The organism is Chitinophagales bacterium (assembly GCA_020635995.1).
Classification (GTDB): domain Bacteria; phylum Bacteroidota; class Bacteroidia; order Chitinophagales; family UBA8649; genus JAFMKE01.
This window is the reverse complement of record JACJYS010000001.1, coordinates 700,320-719,841: the sequence shown is the minus strand read 5'-3', so window position 1 is coordinate 719,841 and position 19,522 is coordinate 700,320. Positions and strand designations below refer to the sequence as shown.

At 33.9% G+C, this 19,522-nt stretch carries 19 protein-coding genes; 10 read left to right on the top strand and 9 right to left on the bottom strand.

What is annotated here, in order from left to right; all coding sequences use genetic code 11:
* The first annotated feature begins 35 nt into the window (after positions 1-35).
* The 3 genes from H6578_03125 to H6578_03115 are packed head-to-tail and all read left to right on the top strand — an operon-like array spanning position 36 to position 3,416.
* Positions 36-383, top strand: a complete 348-nt coding sequence (locus H6578_03125; protein ID MCB9226155.1) for an iron-sulfur cluster assembly accessory protein — start codon at positions 36-38, stop codon at positions 381-383.
* A 9-nt stretch (positions 384-392) separates the two neighbouring features.
* Positions 393-2,492: a gliding motility-associated C-terminal domain-containing protein gene (locus H6578_03120; GenBank protein MCB9226154.1), complete on the top strand. Its 2,100-nt coding sequence runs from the start codon at positions 393-395 to the stop codon at positions 2,490-2,492.
* Positions 2,493-2,498: 6 nt separating this feature from the next.
* On the top strand, positions 2,499-3,416 hold the full coding sequence (locus H6578_03115; GenBank protein MCB9226153.1) for a GSCFA domain-containing protein: 918 nt from the start codon (positions 2,499-2,501) through the stop codon (positions 3,414-3,416).
* A 90-nt stretch (positions 3,417-3,506) separates the two neighbouring features.
* Here the strand turns inward: H6578_03115 and H6578_03110 are convergent, their stop codons facing one another.
* The 3 genes from H6578_03110 to glpK are packed head-to-tail and all read right to left on the bottom strand — an operon-like array spanning position 3,507 to position 7,091.
* Entirely contained in the window at positions 3,507-4,316 is an 810-nt protein-coding gene (locus H6578_03110; protein MCB9226152.1) for a hypothetical protein, read from the bottom strand.
* Positions 4,316-5,599 carry an NAD(P)-binding domain-containing protein gene (locus H6578_03105; protein MCB9226151.1) on the bottom strand — a complete coding sequence of 428 codons (1,284 nt, stop codon included), beginning with the start codon at positions 5,597-5,599 and terminating at the stop codon, positions 4,316-4,318. The genes H6578_03110 and H6578_03105 overlap by 1 nt, the downstream gene beginning before the upstream one ends.
* Position 5,600: 1 nt before the next feature.
* The gene (gene glpK, locus H6578_03100; protein ID MCB9226150.1) at positions 5,601-7,091 is read right to left on the bottom strand and encodes a glycerol kinase GlpK; all 1,491 of its coding nucleotides are present in this window, start codon (positions 7,089-7,091) and stop codon (positions 5,601-5,603) included.
* A gap of 63 nt (positions 7,092-7,154) precedes the next feature.
* On the opposite strand from glpK, the gene H6578_03095 reads away from it, so the two are divergent.
* On the top strand, positions 7,155-7,727 hold the full coding sequence (locus H6578_03095; GenBank protein ID MCB9226149.1) for a hypothetical protein: 573 nt from the start codon (positions 7,155-7,157) through the stop codon (positions 7,725-7,727).
* A gap of 22 nt (positions 7,728-7,749) precedes the next feature.
* Here the strand turns inward: H6578_03095 and H6578_03090 are convergent, their stop codons facing one another.
* Positions 7,750-8,148, bottom strand: coding sequence for a hypothetical protein (locus H6578_03090; protein ID MCB9226148.1), 399 nt, complete (start codon positions 8,146-8,148; stop codon positions 7,750-7,752).
* Between the two features lie 6 nt (positions 8,149-8,154).
* Positions 8,155-8,733 carry an ATP-dependent Clp protease proteolytic subunit gene (locus H6578_03085; protein MCB9226147.1) on the bottom strand — a complete coding sequence of 193 codons (579 nt, stop codon included), beginning with the start codon at positions 8,731-8,733 and terminating at the stop codon, positions 8,155-8,157.
* Positions 8,734-8,802: 69 nt separating this feature from the next.
* Here H6578_03085 and H6578_03080 point away from each other — a divergent pair, with 69 nt between their 5' ends.
* From H6578_03080 to H6578_03070, 3 genes are read left to right on the top strand one after another with little or no spacing between them, the layout of a single operon-like run.
* A complete protein-coding gene (locus H6578_03080; GenBank protein ID MCB9226146.1) occupies positions 8,803-9,555 on the top strand; it encodes a DUF45 domain-containing protein in 753 nt (250 codons plus the stop codon).
* Between the two features lie 36 nt (positions 9,556-9,591).
* A complete protein-coding gene (locus H6578_03075) occupies positions 9,592-10,062 on the top strand; it encodes a hypothetical protein (protein ID MCB9226145.1) in 471 nt (156 codons plus the stop codon).
* A complete protein-coding gene (locus tag H6578_03070) occupies positions 10,062-11,759 on the top strand; it encodes a M3 family oligoendopeptidase (GenBank protein MCB9226144.1) in 1,698 nt (565 codons plus the stop codon). The genes H6578_03075 and H6578_03070 overlap by 1 nt, the downstream gene beginning before the upstream one ends.
* A 46-nt stretch (positions 11,760-11,805) precedes the next feature.
* Here H6578_03070 and H6578_03065 read toward each other — a convergent pair whose 3' ends face one another.
* The gene (locus tag H6578_03065; GenBank protein ID MCB9226143.1) at positions 11,806-12,495 is read right to left on the bottom strand and encodes a TonB family protein; all 690 of its coding nucleotides are present in this window, start codon (positions 12,493-12,495) and stop codon (positions 11,806-11,808) included.
* A 184-nt stretch (positions 12,496-12,679) separates the two neighbouring features.
* Between H6578_03065 and H6578_03060 the strand changes: the two genes are divergently transcribed.
* On the top strand, positions 12,680-14,998 hold the full coding sequence (locus H6578_03060) for a choice-of-anchor J domain-containing protein (protein ID MCB9226142.1): 2,319 nt from the start codon (positions 12,680-12,682) through the stop codon (positions 14,996-14,998).
* Positions 14,999-15,501: 503 nt separating this feature from the next.
* Here the strand turns inward: H6578_03060 and radA are convergent.
* The 3 genes from radA to H6578_03045 form a co-directional block, all read right to left on the bottom strand.
* On the bottom strand, positions 15,502-16,881 hold the full coding sequence (gene radA / locus H6578_03055) for a DNA repair protein RadA (protein MCB9226141.1): 1,380 nt from the start codon (positions 16,879-16,881) through the stop codon (positions 15,502-15,504).
* Positions 16,881-17,291 carry a DUF1801 domain-containing protein gene (locus H6578_03050; GenBank protein MCB9226140.1) on the bottom strand — a complete coding sequence of 137 codons (411 nt, stop codon included), beginning with the start codon at positions 17,289-17,291 and terminating at the stop codon, positions 16,881-16,883. The genes radA and H6578_03050 overlap by 1 nt, the downstream gene beginning before the upstream one ends.
* Before the next feature lie 70 nt (positions 17,292-17,361).
* Positions 17,362-17,697 (bottom strand): hypothetical protein, encoded by a 336-nt coding sequence (locus H6578_03045; GenBank protein ID MCB9226139.1) that lies wholly within the window; start codon positions 17,695-17,697, stop codon positions 17,362-17,364.
* A gap of 140 nt (positions 17,698-17,837) precedes the next feature.
* Between H6578_03045 and H6578_03040 the strand changes: the two genes are divergently transcribed.
* Both H6578_03040 and rsgA read left to right on the top strand, forming a co-directional pair.
* Complete coding sequence (locus H6578_03040) at positions 17,838-18,596, top strand: geranylgeranylglyceryl/heptaprenylglyceryl phosphate synthase (protein ID MCB9226138.1); 759 nt, start codon at positions 17,838-17,840, stop codon at positions 18,594-18,596.
* Positions 18,577-19,506: a ribosome small subunit-dependent GTPase A gene (gene rsgA / locus H6578_03035; GenBank protein MCB9226137.1), complete on the top strand. Its 930-nt coding sequence runs from the start codon at positions 18,577-18,579 to the stop codon at positions 19,504-19,506. The genes H6578_03040 and rsgA overlap by 20 nt, the downstream gene beginning before the upstream one ends.
* Positions 19,507-19,522: the final 16 nt, after the last annotated feature.

Sequence of the window (19,522 nt, the reverse complement as noted above, 5' to 3'; positions counted from 1 at the left end):
AATTTTTTGCAATTTAATACTAAAAACGTAGAATAATGAAAGATAGCATAATAAATAATGATAGTTTACCTATAAAATTTACAGAAAGTGCTTTAAAAGAAATTAAAAGATTAGTTTCTCGCAACTTAGAAAATAAGATTTTACATATAGGGGTAAATAATGGCGGCTGCTCGGGATATACCTATGTTTTTGAATTTGTAGAACAAGTTAAAGGACTTACTTTATACCATATAGACGGATTAAATATTGGGATAAACAAAGATGAGGTAAGACTTATTAATAATATGGAAGTAGATTATGAAGACGGACTAAACAACAGAGGTTTTACATTTAACAATCCCAATGCTAATGAAACCTGCGGCTGTGGTACATCTTTTGCTTAAAAATTAATTATGAAAAACATACTAACCTATTTATTCTTTTCATTAATTGCAATTAATATTACTGCTCAAACGGTAATAAATACGCCTATAGTTAATCAATACGCAGCAGTAACAGACATTGATTTTTGCAACAATGCCATGAGAGTAGCTAATAATGGAGAAAATCTATTTGCCGTAGGCGATTATGTGCTAATAGTACAAATGAAAGGTGCTAATATTAATTTGACAACTTTTAATAACACTTTTGGTAATGTAACAGACTATTTTCAAGCTGGGAGATACGAATTTAACTACGTTAAAAGTATAAACTTAGGAAATATAAATGGACTACAGTTTAAAAATGAATTGAGCTATCCCTACGATGCCGATAAAGCTGTACAAGTAATAAAAGTACCTCAGTATGAAGATGTTATTATTCAAAACACACTTAGTTGTTTGCCTTGGAATGGAAGCATAGGAGGTATAGTAGTATTTGAAGCCAGTGGAAATGTAGATATGCAAGCAGATATTTATGTAGATGAAATAGGATTTAGAGGTGGATTATATTCAAACGACAATGATTGTTATACTAATACGGGCGGATTTTTAGGTTATTATTGTATTGCATCAGATAATTGTGGGGCTTTTATAGGAGAAGGCGTTGGAAATTTGGTTTATAACAACTCAAAAGGACGAGCAAAAAATGCTAATGCCGGAGGTGGTGGCAACGACCACAATGCCGGAGGCGGTGGCGGAGCTAATGGTGGAAACGGAGGTAGAGGAGGCGACAATGACCTAAATACACAATTTTGCAGTGGATTTGGCGGACTTGGCGGGCAAAGAAATTTTGCAACTACAACCGAAAACAGAATATTAATGGCCGGAGCAGGTGGAGCCGGAGATAGTAATAATAATAGTGGAACAGAAGGAGGCCATGGTGCCGGTACGGTTATTATAAATGCACAATCATTAACGGCTAATGGATTTAAGATTTCTGCAAACGGACAAGATGCCTTAGCCGGTAGTGGAGACGGAACTGGTGGTGGCGGTGCCGGAGGAACTGTAATATTAAATATAGATACTTACACCGATAACTTATTAATACAAGCTAATGGCGGCAATGGAGGAGATAATAATGACAATACAAACTGCCCGGGAGTAGGTGGCGGTGGAGCAGGTGGTTTACTTTGGGTTAAACAAAGTTCCACGCCCTCAAATATTTCTTTTGTAGCAAATGGTGGCACTAAGGGAAATTACACTTCTACATTGTGCAATGGTTTGGATATTGGTGCAGAAAACGGAGAGCAAGGACGAGCTATTTTTAATTTCACACCTTATAAAAGCACTGTAAATTTTGTGGCTACAACTATAAATGCCCAAAAAGACAGTATTATATGTGCTGGCGATTCTGCTTTACTTACCGCCAGTATTAATTCAACACAAGATTATCAATTTAACTGGTTGGAAAATGGAACTTCATTTTCGCAAAACAATACATTATATATAAAACCTACCGAAAGAGGAAATCATGCATACACAGCACAGTTAACTTGGAATGTTTTTGATGTAAACTGCGAAGAAAATGACATAGTAAATGTAGCAGTTAGAAATCCGGATATTGTTATAGTTTTAAGTCCAAATTCAGCTGTAGATGTGGGCAATCCAGTATTTTTAAATGGAGTTATAAATCCTATTTCGCCTAACTATACTTATAGTTGGAATCCTAATTATGTAGAACCCAATACAGAAAGAAATACAGTGGTAGAACCTTTTGAAACCACCACTTTTTGCTTAACCGTTACAGATGAGTTGGGCTGTACTAAAACCGAATGTAAAGAAGTGAAAGTGAATATCCCTCCTTCAGGAGCTCCAGATGCTTTTACACCCAATGATGATGGCGTAAATGATATTTTTAGAATAATTCCTTTACCTCAGTTAGAGCAAAAATCATTAAAAATATATAATCGCTGGGGCGAATTACTTTATGAAAGCGATAGCGTTTTTGAGTGGGACGGCACTATTGAGGGTAAAGCACAAAATATAGATGTATATAATTGGGTGGCAGAATTTGAACACAGAAACACTAAAGAAACTGCTGTGCAAAGTGGCAGTTTTATGCTAATACGTTAATCTATAATGGATAATTTTAGAACACCAATTAAAATCCCTCCTTTTGAAAATAAAATAACTTACGCTTCTAAGTTGTTTTTTATAGGCTCGTGTTTTTCAGAAAATATTTTTAAAAAAGTAAACGAACTTCGTTTTAATGCACAATGCAATCCTTATGGCGTGCTTTTTAATCCTGTTTCTATAAAAAAAGCCTTACAAGAAATTATAGAAAAGAAACAATATACTGCTAATGATTTAGTACTAAATGATGAGCTATACCACAGTATGCATCATCATGGCAAATTTTCTACAACAAGCCAAAAGGAAACTTTAGATTTAATAAATAACAACATAAATGAGAGCCATACTTTTTTAAAAGAGGCAACGTATATTTTTATTACGATAGGGACTGCTTGGGTATATGAGTATCAAAATGAAATAGTGGCTAATTGCCATAAAATACCAAATACTGAGTTTAATAAAAAGCTTTTATCTTTTAATGAAGTAAAACAATGTTTGGCAGATATAAAAAATCAGCTAAAGCAATTTAACGCTAATGTTCATCTTATTTTTACGCTTAGTCCTGTAAGGCATTTAAAAGATGGCATGCAAGAAAACAGTATAAGCAAAAGTATATTAAGAACTGCTATAGCAGAAACACAAGCCAACTATTTCCCTTCTTTTGAAATAATGATGGACGATTTGCGAGATTACCGATTTTATGGTGCGGATATGCTACACCCAAATGAAACAGCCTTAGATTACATTTTTGAGCAGTTTAGCCACTGTTATTTTAATGAAGAAACAAAAACATTAATGCATCGCATACAAAAATACAATACAGCACTATGTCATAGAACATTACATGTAGGAACATTAGCAACTAAAAAGCATCAAGAGTTTTTAGAGAGGGAAGGGAAAGCGATAGAGCAGTTAATAAGTTAATTTGTTTGAAATTTGAAAGTTTGAAAATGAGATAATTTGCTAATTTATCAGGTTCAAAAAACGTGTTTGGAGAGATTTTAAACAATAGAATTAATGCTTATAAACAAAAGGAAAAGCAGGTGTTATAGTATCGCAATACAAATAATAGTTGTAGTTGGTTTGCTTGTCTCTATAATCGTACAAAAAAGTACTGCAATTAAAACCGGTAGTACAACTTGTGTTTTTTACACCTAAATCCATTAATGCCAGTCCTTCTCCAATATTAAAGTTTGCTCTTCCCTTACTCCAAGAAATGTTAATAGAAGCAATTTTTTCATCACTAAAAGATTGCTTTAAATAATATCCCATGGTTTTAATATCAAACCGAATATCTAAACTGTTATGAAAATTTCCAGACAAGCTTATTATAGTTTTATTTGGATATTGTTTGTAAAGGCTTAAAATCTGCTCGGACATATATTTGTCTCTGTCTGGAGGAAAAGAATCTAAATTGCTTTTTATATCAAATGCTTTAATATCAACTTGATTATTATTTTCAAAATGTTTTATCAAATCAAATATTGCTTGGTTGCTTCTTCCATCTTGTTTTATTTCTTTAAAAAATTTAATTTGCCCCAAAGAATCTTTTTCAAGTTCATTGGCAGGGATTTCAAGTGCAAGTATTACTTCTTTATTTTTAGAGAGTGTTTCAACTAGTTTTGCAACAAATTCTGCACTTTCATTTGTTCCGTGCATTTCTCCAACCATAATTATTTTATAATCGGCAAGCCATTGACTCAATTTAGTTTCGTAGTTGCTTTCTAAACAGATATATTTATCTATATCGGGAGTAAAACTACAGTCTTGTGCTTTACTTTGAAATACAATAATGCTAAATAGTATTACAGCTATTTTCCTCATCAACTCAAACCCTTTATCTCACTAACCACTTTTTTTCTGTATGTATCTTTATGTACGTAGTATGCCATTCTATCTAATTTAATATAGTCCACATCACCCGTTATGCGTTCAAAAGGCTCTTGTTTCTTTTTTACAAATGCTTTTGCCTTATTACTCCCGGCTTCATTTTCTTTTATAAATTTAGCTACCAATTTAGCTTGCTCGTTTCTACCTTCCCAGCCTAAGCCACTGGCTTCTACCATGCCCAGCACAAATAAATTATTTTTTTCGGGGTGGAAAATATTTAAGTATAAATGCGGACTTGCTCCTTTCCAGTTCAGTTCTTCATTGTCAATAAAAGGATAATGTAGTTTATAGCCCGTAGCCAAAAGTATTAAATCATAATCTTCTTGTGTGCCGTTTTTAAAATAAACAGTTTTTCCTTCAAAGTGGTCAATATCTCCTTTTATATCTATATCGCCATGCCCGGCATAATATACTATTAATGAGTTTACAATAGGATGTGCTTCGTAAAGTTTGTGGTCGGGCTCAGGGAAACCTACACGTTGTGGGTCTCCAGTAAAAAGTTTGAGCAATCTTTTGTCTATTACTCTTTTTATACTTGTGGGCAAATTTACCAATCCACCTAAGGTGTCGGCAGGTTTGCCAAACACATATTTTGGCACAAAATGGTAGCCTCTTCTCATGCTAATGGCGGTACGTTTAGCTCTATGTATAGCATCTACAGCTATATCGCAGCCACTATTTCCTGCTCCTATTATCAGCACTTTTTTACCCGCAAAAACATCACTGTTTTTATAGTCTTTAGAGTGAAATATTTCTCCTGTAAAATTACCTTTAAATTTAGGGATATTTGGATGAGCCAAAGTTCCATTGGCTATAATTAAACCTTTGTACAGTTTCTTTTCGCCATTATCTAATGTTATTTCCCAAAGTCCGTCTTTTTCTTCGGTTTTTACTACTGAAGTTTCAAAAGTATAATGTTTTTTAATGCCAAAATGCTCGGCATAATCTCTAAAGTAATTAAACATTTCTGTGTGACTGGGATAATCTGCCACTTCGTTTTTCATAGGGAAATCTTTAAATTCCGTCATGGTTTTAGAGGAAATTAAATGTGCCGATTCGTACATAGTACTTAACGGATTATTGATATTCCAAAGTCCACCTACATCTTTTCCCGCATCGTAGCCATCAAAAGGGATATTGTTTTCTATTAAATTTTTAGCTCCTGCCAATCCCGCAGGTCCTGCTCCTATTATGCAGTATTTTTCTTTGGTATCCAAATTAAGCGTCCTCCCAGTTTTTGGTTCTTTCTACAGCTTTAAGCCAACCTTTGTATAGTTTTTCTCTTTTTTCTTCTTTCATTGCCGGATTAAACTGTTGGTCTATTTGCCAGTTTTCTTCTATATCTTCTATTTTGTAAAATCCTACCGCTATACCTGCCAAATAGGCTACTCCAAGTGCTGTGGTTTCTATTACTTTAGGTCTTTCTACAGGCGTATTTAATATATCTGCCTGAAACTGCATTAATAAATTATTGGCACATGCTCCACCATCTACTCTTAGTGTATTTAAGTGTATGCCACTATCTTTTTCCATAGTGTCTAAAACATCTTTGCTTTGGTATGCTAAAGATTCTAAAGTGGCTCTTATAAAATGTTTTTTATTGGTGCTTCTGGTTAAACCAAAAACAGCACCTCTGGCATACATATCCCAATACGGTGCACCGAGTCCTGCAAAGGCGGGAACAACATATACGCCACCCGTATCATCAGTTTCTGTAGCAAAAGTTTCGCTATCAGCAGCGGTTTCTATTAATTTAAGTCCATCTCTAAGCCACTGAATGGCAGCACCTGCTATAAAAACACTTCCTTCTAAAGCGTAAGTAACTTTGCCATCTATTCCCCACGCTAAGGTGGTTAGCAAACCAAATTCTGAATCTATTTTTTCATTTCCTGTATTCATTAGCATAAAACAACCTGTGCCGTAGGTGTTTTTTGCCATTCCTTTATTAAAACACGCCTGTCCAAAAAGTGCCGATTGTTGGTCGCCAGCTATACCGCTTATAGCAATACTGCCACCTAAAATATCAGCTTTTGTTTTTCCATAAACTTCAGAAGAATTTTTTACCTGTGGCATCATACTTATAGGAATATTTAGCTCATTTAGCATTTTTTCATCCCATTGCAACTTGTTTATGTCATAAAGCATGGTTCTTGAAGCGTTGCTATAATCTGTTATATGCAGTTTTTCTGCTGTTAAATTGTAAATAAGCCATGTATCAATAGTGCCAAACAGTAAATCTCCTTTTTCAGCTTTAGCTCTTGCTCCTTCCACATTATCTAAAATCCAAGCTATTTTAGTAGCCGAAAAATAGGAGTCAATAACTAATCCTGTAGTTTTTTTAACATAATCGCTAAGCCCTTTTTTCTTTAAGTTTTCGCAAATGTTTGCTGTTCTTCTGTCTTGCCAAACTATAGCATTATAAACTGGTTTTCCTGTGTTTTTATCCCAAACTACTGTAGTTTCCCGTTGGTTGGTTATTCCTATGGCTGTTATTTCGTCTGCTTTGACATCGGCATAAAGCAGTACATTTTTAGCAGTTTCCAATTGTGTCCTTAAAATTTCCATAGGGTTATGTTCTACCCATGCCGGTTTAGGGAAAATTTGTTCGTATTCTAATTGAGCGGTTTGTTTTATGTTTCCAAAACTGTCAAATAATATGGCACGAGAGCTGGTGGTGCCTTGGTCTAAAGCTAGTACGTATTTTTTCATCCCATAAAATTATTAAAAAGAAAACGTAAAAAGATTAACTTCGCAAAAAAAAAAGAATAATTTATGAATAAAATATTTGCATTATTTACAGTTGCTTTGCTCTTGTTTTCTTGCAATACCTCATCTAATTCAGATAATAATGGCAATAGTAATGTAGAAGTAACAGAAAGAGTAACATCAAAAAATCAATTATTTCTTGATTTAATACGCCCGGAAACGTCAGGCATGTTTAGAGGAATTGAGTTTGATATGAGTAAAGATGAAGTTAAGAAAATAGAAACTTCAAGAGGAAATGTTACGATATATAGAGATGAAACTCCGGAAGAGCTAATTGTAACTACCGATATGGGTAGAAATAAATCTAATTTTGCCGATATTACTTACAGTTTTGACGGACAAGGTTTATATTCTGTTACGGTAGAATCTTATACCGATACTAAAGAAAATGCTTTAGAAGTATTTAATGAAGTAAAAAAGTACTTTACCAATAAATATGGTACTCCCTATGAGGCAGAAGATGGTTTTTCTGAATATACAATAGACGGAGCAAATAAAAAATACATGATAGCTGTTAAAAACATAGATAATGTAGAAGATAGCTTTGGAATGTATATTTATATAGATATAACGGAGTAAAATAAAACTCCCAAAAGCTTGCTTACGCTACCGGATTAAGTGTAATACTAAAAATATTGAAAGAGTTTATTTCTCTTTGGTAATAAAATTTATCTAAGGCTTCATACATATTTCTTGCTATAAAATAAGAAGTGTGTAGCTCTTGTTGCCCCACTTTTCGCCATTGTATAGTATAAGTATTTTCAGTTTTATTATTGCTATTAATGTATTCTAGCATTTTTTGCAATGCTTCAAGTTTGCTAATAGCTTTAACACTGTGGTACAAAAATGACTGCTCGTGCCGTGGATTAATAGTTATTAGGTTTAGCTTCACTATTTTTTCTTGGCTTGAAAAATCAAAAATTACATTTTCGCCACTCATGCCAAGTTTATCAATAATTTCTTTTTGAATTTTTCCTATTTCTACATTAACATCACTCATTACTTCCTATATTTTTTTAGAAATCTCATCCACTATTCCGTATTTCAATGCTTCGTCAGCATCCATCCAATAGTCTCTGTCAAAATCTTCCATAATTTGCTCAACGCTTTTTTTGCAAGATTCTGCCAGCATTTCAGCCAATATCATTTTAGTTTTTTGCATTTGCTCTGCTGTTATTTCTAAATCGCTGGCTTGCCCATAAGCTCCACCTATGCTGGGTTGGTGTATCATTACTCTACCGTTGTTCCATATTTCTCGCTTTCCTTTTTCGCCTTGCGAAAGCAACATGGCTCCCATAGAAGCACACATGCCCATGCAAACCGTTTTTACTGGCGAGCTAATCATGTGCATAGCGTCTATCATTACCAAGCCTGAAGTTACCACTCCTCCCGGGCTGTTTATATAAAAGGTAATTTCTTTTCCCGGGTCTTGAGCTTCTAAGTATAATAGTCTGTTTACTACGTTTTTAGCAGACTCATCATGTACTGCTCCCCACAAAAATACTTTTCGTTCGTCTAAAAATTTCTTGTCAAATTTATTAGCAAACTGTTCAATTAAACTTTCAAAATCAAAGTTATTTTCCATTAATTTGTAATTTTAGCACTGCAAAGATATACTTTACAATTTTTATTTAACAGGTAAACAACATTCATTTTGTTTAGGTTCAAAAAGAAAAGTACAAAACAGACATATTATTTTGATTGGCAACAAAGCAAAGTAAAACTACACGTATATTACGAAAACAGGAAAGATAGCCGTGTGTCTATTACTAAAACGGGTGTTCATATTCGTTTGCCTATTTTATTGCCTCATTTTGAAAAAGAACGTTTAACGCAGCAGTTTGTTGAATGGGCTAAAAAAAGGCTGGATGAAAAACCCGAACTTTTTTATACCGAAAATAAAAGATATAAAAATGGCGAAATACTTAATTTGTACGATAAAAACCTCACTTTAGTTATAGAAAGAAATGATGAAGATAAAAATCATGCAAGAATTAAAAATGGAGCAATTTTAATAAGTGTAAGTGATGAATTAGAGGACGAAATTTATTACAATGTTTTAAGCAAGCTGGTATATAAAGTTTTGGCTAATCATTATAAAAACACACTTTGGCTTTGGCTTAATAAGCTAAATGAGCAGCACCAATTTGGAGTGCTTAAAAATATGAGCATAAAAAACAACAGCTCTAACTGGGGAAGCTGTAGCAGCAAAGGCAAAATTAATATTTCAGTAAGATTACTACTTGCACCAAAGGAAGTGGTAGAATATGTGTTAATACACGAATTGGCACATTTAAAAGAGCAAAACCACAGCAGTAAATTTTGGAAATTAGTTTATGATGCGTGCCCAAACTATAAGCAACACGAAAAATGGCTAAAAAAACACGCTAAAGATTGTGTGATTTAATGCCTACAGTTGCATTTTTTTGTACCTTTGTCGGCTATGAATTTGAATGTACTTTCAAATATTTTATGGTTCGTTTTTGCTATTTTAGTAGCCGTAGCAATACAAATTCCTATGTTGCTAAAGGGTTCTTACAATTTTATTTTGCCCAATACCATTACCATAGTTTTAGCCGTATTTTACATACACCTAAGTTTTAATTTTTATAAAATAAAAGCTCATGTAAGTAAATGGTTTAGGTATTTTGTGTTTGTGGGCAATATAATCTTATTTATATACCTACTAAACAGATTAGAATTAGTTTTAAACTTAGCCGACAGCATGGATATATACAAAATATTGCCGGATAAATATATTGGTTTAACTGAAACAGCAAATTTATTAGCATATATAAAGAACGAATATTTGCTTTTTTCAGTTATGCTTTTTATCATGATGATATATTATAACATAACTATAGTGCGTTCATTTTATAATAGAGCAAGATTAGTAAAAGAAACAAAATTGTAATGGAAAGATTTGAAAACATACCTTATACCCGACCTAATATTCAACACATAAAAGAAGAATTTTTAGGCTATGTAAACCAAATAAAAGAAGCAAAAAACTATGGTGAGCAACAAAATGCCATAAAAGAAATAAACAAAATAAATGCTCATGTAGATACGGCAATGAATATAGCTTATGTGCGAAATTCTATTAACACAGAAGATGCTTTTTACGATGCTGAAAAAAGCTATTTTGATGAAAATATGCCCGTAATAAGCGATTTGAATTTTGAATATTACAAAGCTTTAAATGCTTCAAAATATAGAAAAAACTTAGAAGAAGAATTTGGAAAGCAATTGTTTACCATAGCCGAGTTTTCTGTAAAATCTTTTGATAAAAGCATAATGGATGATTTGGTAGAAGAAAACAAATTGTCAAGTGAGTATTCTAAATTAGTGGCAAGTGCCCAAATAGAATTTGACGGCAAAGTGTTAAACCTAAGTCAGCTTACACCTTATACCCAGTCTGCTGATAGAGCCATAAGAAAAAAAGCTACAGAGGCTAAATATGATTTTGTAGAAAAAAACAGCCAGCAGTTTGACGAAATATACGATAAACTGGTAAAACTTAGAGATAAAATGGCTAAAAAAATGGGCTTTAAAAACTATGTAGAGCTTGGGTATTTAAAAATGCAAAGGTCAGATTATAACCCGGAAATGGTTAGTGATTACAGAAAGCAAATATTAGAATATGTAGTGCCTTTAGTTACAAAAATTAGAAAAAAACAAGCTAAGCGTTTAAACATAGAAAAGTTAAAGTTTTACGACAATTCATATTTTTATCCTTCGGGAAATCCAAAACCTAAAGGAGATGCCCAGTGGATAATAAACAACGGAAAGAAAATGTATAAAGAACTTTCTAAAGAAACTGATGAGTTTTTTACATTTATGACCGATAAAAACTTAATGGATTTAGAAACCAAAAAAGGGAAAGATATAGGTGGATATTGCACTTTCTTGGCAGATTATGGAGCTCCGTTTATTTTTTCAAACTTTAATGGCACCAGTGGCGATATAGATGTATTAACTCATGAAGCAGGGCACGCTTTTCAAGTGTATAACAGCCGACATTTTAGTATAAGTGAATACTTTTGGCCTACACACGAATCGGCAGAAATACACAGTATGAGTATGGAATTTTTTACATGGCCGTGGATGGGTTTATTTTTTAAAGAAGATACTGAAAAATATAAATATCTGCATTTAGCCGGTGGTTTGTTGTTTTTGCCTTATGGTGTAGCGGTAGATGAATTTCAGCACGTGGTGTATGAAAACCCACAAATGACGCCAGCAGAAAGAAAGGCTGCATGGCGAAAAATAGAGCAAAAATATATGCCCGATTTAGATTTTGACGGACATTCTTATTTAGAAAGCGGAGGAAGGTGGCAATTACAATCTCACATTTACCAAGTACCGTTTTATTATATAGACTATACCTTGGCTCAAGTGTGTGCGTACCAATTTTGGGCAAGAATGCAAGAAGAATTTGATGCAGCATGGAAAGATTATTTGTCTTTGTGCAAAGCAGGAGGAAGTAAATCATTTTTAGGCTTAGTGGAGTTAGCCGGGCTACAATCTCCATTTAAAGAAGGAACTTTAAAAAGCGTGGCTGAAAAAATAGACGGCTGGTTGGACAATATAGACGATTCAGCCTTCTAACAAACAAAAAAACCCCGATTTCTCGGGGTTTCACACACAAAACACGTTACCTAAAAACAAAGTTAATAGGTAATACTAAAGATACATCAACAATTATGCCATTTTGTTTACCTGGAATCCATTTAGGCATATTTTTTACCATATTAAGAGCATATTTGTTTAAAGCAGGGTTTTTACTTCCTGCTATTTCTGCATCTTTTATACTTCCGTCTTTAGTTACCGTAAATCTTACATATACTAATCCGCCTTCTTCTTCCATTAAATAGCTGGGTAAAGAATAAATGTTGGCAAAATATTCTTGCTGAGCTTTTATTCCACCATTAAAATGAGGCATTTCATCGGCAACAATAAGAGGTTTATCATTTTTGATAACAGGAGTAGATTCAACTACTTTAGTTTCGGGAGGCAATTTTATTTCTTCGGCTTCTTTAAATAAATCTTCCATATTATCGGTTGCAGTTTCTTCAGCAGTAGTAATAATATTGGGTGGAGCAACTATTGGCGGAGGAATTTTGTGCTCTATTATAGGTAGTTTGGGCTTAGGTGGAGTAGCTTGAGTTATAATAAAACCGGTTTCTTCAATTTTTAAAGGCGGAATAACAATAGGTACAACGGCAGATTTAAACGGCAATTTAAAAGCCACAATACAAAAGGCTATAGCTAATAAAAGACCCAACTTAAAATTTTTCTTAGAGCTATTAGCTAAATAAGACGATTGATTTTGATAAGTATTCATAATAATTTTTTTAGTTCACAATTAAAACGGAGTGCTTTAAAGAGGGAATATAAATAGTGTGTCAAAAGACCGTAAAGAAAAATTAACATTACAAATACGCAAATAAATTATTAAGTTTAAATGAAAAACTCTATATTTGACAGTTCAGAATAAAAAAATTTCTAAAAAATTAAAAAAAAATATGATGAAAAAAATTACTTTATTTATGCTGGCATTAGCAGGATTTACTCTGAATGCCCAGACATTTTTCTTTGAAGATTTTAGTTCAGGTACAGTAGGACAAGAACCAGCAGGATTTACTGTTTTAAATGAAGATACTTGTAACGTTAATTCGCCTACTATTTTTACAAATGAGTCATGGATTGTTTCAGACGCGGCTGGAGACGCACAAGGCAATCATGCTGCTGCTCAATCTTGGACAGTTCCTTCATGCCAAGTTGATGATTGGTTAATTACTCCCGCAATTGATTTATCAACTGCAAATGCAACTACAACTTTATCTTGGTTAGGAAGATCTTTTGAAGGACCTACATTTCCAGAAAATTATGAAGTCCTTATATCAACCACTGGAAATAATGTTTCAGATTTTTTGGTTACACTAACAACCGTTAATGGAGAGTTAGAAACTTGGAATCCCCGTTCTGTTAATTTAGCCGCTTTTGTTGGGGATACAGTTTATATAGCTTTTAGATTAACTTCAGCAGATCAAAGTCAATTATGGTTAGATGACATTAAAGTAGCTCAACCACCGCAGTATGACGGAGAAGTAGTGGGAACTGTTACTAATGCAGTATCTCAACAAAATCCTTTATTAAGCGTTCCTTATTTAGTTTTAGATTTTGCAGATAGAACTAGTTTTGAAGCTTCTGTGGAAGTTAAAAATACAGGATTATTACCAACCGATTCTTTATATTTAGCTTATTACTTAGTTGATGATGTTAATTCTCCTTCTATTGGAGTTGCTTTTGGAGATACTGTTTATTTATCTACTCCTTTAGCACCAGGGGCTACTTATACTCATACTTTTAGTGCTTTCGGTATTGACACTTTATTTCCTGGAATGGCAACTGATGCTACAATAGATTTTTATGTACAACTAGATTCATCTTCATATAATCAAGAATTTACTGTTGATGATGCAAGTTATGAAATACTGTTTGCTCCAACATTGTCTTATGAAGCTACTGTTGGAATGCCTTACTCTTCTTCTTTTGAAATTGCTGATTTAGGAGCACAACAATTTATTTTTGAGCATAGCAATTGGGGCTGGAAATGCTTAGACAATAATGATGACGGCAATTCATTAGCTATAGGACAAGCATATAGCAATTTGCCTGCTCAAGACGGTGATTTCCAAGTTTATGGTTCTATAGTTAATGGAAACCAGTTAAGCGTTGGTGCCACAAATGATTTCTTACAATCTCCAAACATTACTCTACAAAGTGGTAGTTCATATTCTTTCAGTATTTGGGCAAGAACTGGATTTGGTGCAACAGGGGCAATAGATGTTAAATTAACTAATTCAGATGGTACTTATAATAATAGTTTAGGTACTATTAATTTAGTTGCTGCCGATTCAGCTTTTTCTAAATTTACTTTTTCAGCTACTATAAGTAATACTGCTGATGATTATTTAGTAAATTTTGAAAAAACTGCTCAAGGATTTTTAATTATAGATAACTTTGAATTAGCATTATTAGAACAACCTGCTGCTAATGTTTCTTTATTAGCAAGTAGTGTAGATGAGCCGGGTGTTAATTACTGTGATAGCACAGTTACTGTTTCTTTTAGTGCTACAGGTAATCCTTCTAGCTTAACGTTAAATTGGGGTGACGGAACTGTTGAAACGGTAACAGGTATGTCAACAGCTTCTCATCAATATGGAGCTTTTGGAACTTATGATATCTCTTTAATTGCTGAAAATATTGTAGGTGCAGATACTGCACATGTTTCTTTAGATTTTACAGACTTACCAGTTGCAAATATTACCTTAAACGATCCAACAACAAGTGGAACTACAGTAACTTATAATTTAGGAACGGATGTTACTAACAACCTTCAATACACTCCTGCATGTGCTAGAGTTATTATCAACTGGGGCGATGGAACAATAGAAGAAGTAACAGGTCAAAATACTGCATCTCATACTTATGCTGGTTCAAACACTTACAATATTAACGCAACTGTAATTTCAGGTTCTAGCCAAGCTCAAGATTCTACAAGCGTAGTTATTTCTTCAATAAATGGAGTAAACTTAGCTGGTTTAGAAATTTTCCCTAATCCGGCAAATAACAACTTAACTGTTAATTTTGAATTAGATAATACTCAAAATATTGATATTACAGTTTACACGGTTACAGGAAATAAAGTTGCTACTCAAAACTTTAATGCAAATAGTGTAAATACAAGTTTCAATACTTCTAATTTCAATGAAGGTGTTTACATCTTAAAAATTGAAACAGAAAAAGGTGTTAAAACGCAAAAATTTGTAGTTAAACACTAAAAATATTTTTTAGAAAACATTTAAGAGCCTTTCTCAAAAGAGAAAGGCTCTTTTGTTTTTATGCAGTTTCTTAAAGCAGCAAAACAACTCGTTTAACGTCATTTGCAGATTTATTCTGCAATCCCATGTTTTGAATGGGTGTTGCATGACGAATAATTTTTCATGTTTCAAACTTTCCGCCATGATATGTCAATCTTGTTAGCCTAAAAAGTGAGATGCTTCCTATCGTCAGCATGACGTGCAGAGGTAGATTGCTTCGCTTCGTTCGCAAACAAGGGCAATACAATACTCATACGTCCTTGCGAGAAAATTATGACGAAGGAATAATTTTTGTGGCAATCTCAATGAAATAAAGAGATGCTTCTTCCGCTCCGCTACATCAGCAAGACGTTTCTATATTATCCCGATTAGGAGTGGTATAATTTATGTTAACCATTCAAGAACCTGTCAGCTTGTGAAAAAGTCTTTCATCTTATGTCTTATCTCTTACATCTATAAAAAAATTACAAATCTAACCCTTTTACCAGCTCATAAACTTTAGCTATGGGTTTTACTTGTATCTTTTTAAATGTAGGCATGGCTTTTCCTTTGCCAAAATTGTATTTAGAAACATAAATAGTATCAAAACCCAGTTTTTCGGCTTCGCTAATACGCTGTTCTACTCTATTTACGGCTCGCACTTCTCCACTCAAACCTACTTCGCCCGCAAAGGCTGTTTTCATAGGTATAGCCACATCGTTATAAGAACTCATAAGTGCAGCCACTATAGCTAAATCTATTGCCGGGTCATCTACTCTTATGCCTCCTGCTAAGTTTAAAAACACATCTTTTGAGCCTATATTCATGCCCAAACGTTTTTCAAGTACAGCAAGCAGCATGTTTAACCGCCTAATATCAAAACCCGTAGTGCTACGCTGTGGCGTACCATAAAAAGCGGTGCTTACTAATGCTTGTACTTCTATAAGCATAGGTCGCAAGCCCTCCATAGTGGCGGCTATGGCTACGCCTCCCAAATTATCGTCTTTTTGGGTTATTAGTATTTCCGAAGGATTATCTACTATACGCAATCCCGAGCCTTGCATTTCGTACAAGCCAAGCTCTGCCGTAGAGCCAAAACGGTTTTTTATGGTTCGCAATATGCGGTAAACATGATTTCTATCGCCTTCAAACTGCAAAACAGTATCTACTATGTGTTCCAATATTTTAGGACCTGCAATGTTGCCGTCTTTAGTGATATGACCTACCAAAAAAACAGGCGTGCTACTTTCTTTCGCAAAACGTTGAAATTCACTGGCACATTCCCGTATTTGAGAAACACTACCCGGTGGCGATTCTATACTTTTAGAATGCACTGTTTGTATAGAATCTACAATAACAATATCGGGTTTTAGCTCTTTTATATAATGGAAAATTTTGTGTGTATTGGTTTCTGTAAGAATGTATAAATCTTCATTTTGATTGCCTATACGCAGAGCACGCTGCTGTATTTGTTTTTCGCTTTCTTCGCCACTTATGTATAAAATCATCCAGTTGCGTAGTTTTAGTGCCATTTGCAAAAGCAAAGTAGATTTACCTATGCCCGGCTCGCCACCCATAAGCACTATACTACCCGGTGTTATGCCATTGCCCAATACTCTGTTCAATTCACTATCGCCCGTATCTATTTTGTAGGTTTCTGTTATTTCTACATCTTTAAGTTTCTTGGGTTTTATGGCAATTTGTTTGTCGGTTTCTCGCCAGTTGGCTATTTCATTTTTATTGGGTTTTTCCAATACCTCTTCTACTATGGTGTTCCACTCGCCACAAGCATTGCATTTTCCTTGCCATTTGGCATAAGTAGTACCGCAACTTTGGCACGCAAAGGTTGTTTTTAATTTAGCCATTAGTGTTTGGTTTCGTTTTTTATAGATTCTTTAATTAAATTTTCAAAAACAGACATATCAATATCGCTAAGTTTATTTATATACAAACAGCCTTTTCCCGTTTTGTATTTGCCCAGTTTAGAAAGTGTTTTTTGGTATTGGCTTATATCGCAGGTTAAATAAATAGAGAAATTTTGTTTTCGGGGCGAAAAAGCAATAATAGGCCAGTCAATTTCTCTTCCCGAAGCATATTTTAAAGGCATAGTGCCAAAACCAATAATGCTACCGCCCCACATTTTAGGTTCTTCTTTAGTGATTTCCGTAAACAAATCTAATAGAAAAAACGCATCTGCTTTTTTTTGCTCGCTTTCTACTTTGTTTAAAAACGCTTCTACCGAAGCATCAGTTTGTTTTGTTTTTAGTTCTGCCATGGTTTTTGTTTTATTTTACTAAAAGATAGTTTCATCCCGCCAGCTGGCGAATTGGAAAGACAAAATGAAATTAATGTTCTTCCTTCTCTTCAAAATTACAATAAATTTTAAGCAATTGGGCTTTCAGTTTTTCGTCTTTTACATTTAAGTATAATAAACGAATACTCTTAGGCAGGGCTTCTACTACATACGCCTTGTTTGCCAACTCTTTTGTATAAAAATAATTGTATCCTTCTATAAAATACACTAAGGTTTCATCTACCTCCAGTAGTTTTGTAAGTAGTTTTTCCTTTTGCTCAAATGTGGTACTCTCCCACTCGCTACTCAAACAATCAAACAGCGTGCGTAAAGTTCTATGCCGGTGCATTCCTTTAAATATTTCATCTACTTTTTCTTGATAATGCATTTTTTTTAGACTTTTAGATGGTTAGACAATTAGATTTTTAGAGCAAATTTAATTATGCAAAACGCAGTGTATTTGCGTTTTAAAAAAGGAAGGTAAATCTCTTCTATTTTTATACAACTCAAAATACTTATCTTTGTCTAATGAGTTTTTATCAAAATTGGCTTAAAAAGAAAAAACAAAACACAAAATCGCTGGCTGTATTGGTTGACCCCGATAAAGTTACCACTCCATATTTTAATAAAATAATTGATGCTGCAAATAGTGGTTTTATAGATTATTTTTTTGTAGGAGGTAGTTTAATAACCACCAATAATTTAGATAAAACCATTAAAAAACTTAAAAACGAAACCCGTGTTCCCGTTATTCTTTTTCCGGGTAGCACACTACAAGTAAATACAAATGCCGATGCCATTTTATTGCTTTCATTGGTTTCTGGGCGAAATCCTGAACTTTTAATAGGCAAGCATGTAGAGGCTGCTCCTATTTTGGCTCAGTCTAATTTAGAAATTATTTCTACAGCATATATGCTTATAGATAGTGGCAAGTCAACTTCGGCTTTATATATGAGTGGCACTACTCCTATCCCCTACGATAAGCCGGAAATAGCCCAATGTACTGCTATGGCAGCAGAAATGTTGGGACTAAAATGTACCTACTTAGAGGCAGGAAGTGGGGCAATAAATTCCGTTTCTACAGAAATGATAAAAAAAGTGGCTGACTCTACCAAAACGCCACTAATAGTAGGTGGCGGTATAAGAGATATAGAAACCGCCAAAGTAATATGCAATGCCGGAGCAGACATTATAGTAGTAGGAACCAGCATAGAAAACAATCCCAATTTGGTTTTTGATGTATTTAATGCTATACAAACCGTTGTAAATGAAAAAATTACAAGCTAAAGTAGTTAAATCAACAGGAGCGTGGTACGATTTAATATCGGAAGACGGCATGCTTTTAAAAGCCCGATTAAAAGGAAATTTGCGATTAGAAGGCTTATCAAGTACTAACCCCGTAGCAGTGGGCGATAATGTAACACTTACTTTAGAAAATGGCGATTGGATGATAGGCGAAATAGCCGATAGAGAGAACTACATTATTAGAAAATCGCCCAGCAGAAAAGGGCAATATCATATTTTAGCCGCCAATATTGACCAAGCTTTTTTATTAATAACCATTAGCAAACCCAGAACTTCTACCGGTTTTATTGATAGATTTTTAGTAACTGCCGAAGCTTACCAAATTCCCAGCATTTTGGTTTTTAACAAACAAGATGCACTAACAGAAAAAGATAAAATTGTTCAAGATAATTTAATAGAAACTTATACCGAAATAGGTTATGAGTGCCTTTTAGTTTCTTCTAAAACAGGAGAAGGTATTAAAGAAATTATTGAAAATATGAAAGGCAAAACAACATTGTTGGCTGGACATTCAGGCGTAGGAAAATCTACTTTTGCCAATGCTATTGACAATAATTTAGATTTGCGTACTGCCGAAGTATCTAAAAAGTATGAAAAAGGACGACACACCACTACTTTTGCCGAAATGTTTCCTTTAAAATTTGGCGGAAATATTATTGATATACCCGGTATTAAAGAATTTGGCTTAGTAGATTTTGAAGAAGAAGACATTAGTCATTTTTTCCCGGAAATGGCAAGTCTTTTACCGGAATGTAAATTTAACAACTGCATGCACATAAATGAACCCGACTGTGCAGTATTGGCAGCTTTAGAAGAAGGGAAAATAACAGAATTTAGGTATCAAAACTACCTAAATATGGTAAACGATATTAACGAAGAAAAAGAATATTAAAAACAAAAATGCCCAC